Genomic DNA, 1775 nt, shown 5'->3' with positions numbered 1-1775 from the left:
AGATGTGTATAAGAGAACAGCACGGGTTCCGGACGAGGTGAAGACCAGCTCGTCCGGCCGGCATCCCACCGCCTCGGCGGCGGCCTCCCGCGCCGCGTCCAGCAGCACCCGGGCCCGCCGACCTTCCCTGTACAGACGGGCGGGATCCGCCCACCCCTCATCGAGCGAGGCCTGCAGCGCCTGCCGGGCAACGGGATGAAGAGGAGCACTGGAAGCAGCATCGAAGTAGGGCACACCTCAACGCTAAGCGCCCCAAAGGGGCGCGGGGAACTGCGCGCTCGCCCACCACCGACCCGCGGCCGCCGATTCGCGGAACTCCCGTGCTGGTGGGCGCCCGGCGTAACCCGCGGCGCGTTGGGCCCCCCTCCCCGAGAACCCCCGGAGGGCGTCGGCTAGGGTTTGGTCCGCATAAACATCCAAACCCCTGCCCGACGCAGGGCCGCGACCGACCAGCGAGAAGGCCAGGCCGCAGCCGATCCGCGCGGGCGAGACTCTCGGGAAGGCGCTACGTGAGTCCCAACGGCTCCGACCGCTCGCCGCGGCGCCCGATGCGGCGGAAGCTGCTGCAGGCACTGACCGCGGGCTTGGTCTTGGCGACAGCCACCGGTTGCTCGTACAACTGGGAAGACTTCCCCCGCCTTGGTATGCCCACCCCGACCACGGAAGAGGCTCCGCGGATCCTCTCCCTGTGGCAGGGGTCCTGGGCGGCTGCGCTCGCCGTCGGCGTGCTGGTGTGGGGTCTGATCCTGTGGAGTGCTTTCTTCCACCGGCGCAGCCGCACCAAGGTCGAAGTTCCTCCACAGACCCGGTACAACATGCCCATCGAGGCGCTGTACACGGTGGTCCCGCTCATCATCGTCTCGGTGCTGTTCTACTTCACCGCCCGTGACGAGTCCGAGCTGCTCAGCCTCAAGAAGAAGCCCGACGTCACGGTCAACGTGGTCGGCTTCCAGTGGAGCTGGTGCTTCAACTACATCGAGCCGGTCGCCGGTTCCACCGGGGACGCCAAGACCTCCAAGGACCTGGACGCGATCCCGGACCGCTTCAAGGAGGACTTCCCGGCCAACGCCGGCGGCGCCTACGACTGCGGTACCCCCAAGACGCGGAACCCGCAGACCAACAACCCCGGCCCGACGCTCTGGCTGCCCAAGGGCAAGACGGTCCGCTTCGTGCTGACCTCTCGGGACGTCATCCACTCCTTCTGGGTGGTGCCGTTCCTGATGAAGCAGGACGTCATCCCGGGCCACACCAACGCCTTCGAGGTGACCCCCAACAAGGAGGGCACCTTCCTGGGCAAGTGCGCCGAGCTCTGCGGCGTCGACCACTCTCGGATGCTGTTCAACGTGAAGGTCGTCTCCCCCGAGCGCTACGAGCAGCACCTCAAGGACCTCGTGGACAAGCAGCAGAACGGTTACGTTCCTGCCGGCATCGCGCAGACGAGCCACGAGAAGAACCGGGAGACGAACAACCTGTGAGCATCCTCAACGAACCCCAGGGTGCCGCGGCAGCAGGGTCCCACTACCAGGACGAGCTGCCGGTCAGGCGCCAGAACCGCGGCAGTGTCGTGGTCAAGTGGCTGACGACGACGGACCACAAGACGATCGGCACGCTGTACCTGGGCACGTCGTTCGCGTTCTTCGTCATCGGTGGCGTGATGGCGCTGCTCATGCGCGCCGAGCTCGCCCGGCCCGGTCTGCAGATCATGTCGAACGAGCAGTTCAACCAGGCGTTCACGATGCACGGCACGATCATGCTGCTGATGTTCGCGACGCCGC

General features: G+C 67.0%; 3 protein-coding genes. 2 read left to right on the top strand and 1 reads right to left on the bottom strand.

What is annotated here, in order from left to right; all coding sequences use genetic code 11:
* Positions 1-234, bottom strand: a 234-nt coding sequence (locus C1J00_RS46100; protein WP_146046405.1) for an aminotransferase class V-fold PLP-dependent enzyme, incomplete at its 3' end; no start/stop codon positions are given.
* A gap of 275 nt (positions 235-509) precedes the next feature.
* Between C1J00_RS46100 and ctaC the strand changes: the two genes are divergently transcribed.
* The gene (gene ctaC / locus C1J00_RS42755) at positions 510-1475 is read left to right on the top strand and encodes an aa3-type cytochrome oxidase subunit II (protein ID WP_102914159.1); all 966 of its coding nucleotides are present in this window, start codon (positions 510-512) and stop codon (positions 1473-1475) included.
* Positions 1472-1775, top strand: a 304-nt coding sequence (locus C1J00_RS42750) for a cbb3-type cytochrome c oxidase subunit I (protein WP_180989915.1), incomplete at its 3' end; no start/stop codon positions are given. The genes ctaC and C1J00_RS42750, both read left to right, overlap by 4 nt.

The sequence above is a fragment of the Streptomyces cahuitamycinicus genome (assembly GCF_002891435.1).
Classification (GTDB): Bacteria; Actinomycetota; Actinomycetes; order Streptomycetales; family Streptomycetaceae; genus Streptomyces; species Streptomyces cahuitamycinicus.
This window is presented reverse-complemented; position numbering and strand designations above follow the sequence as displayed.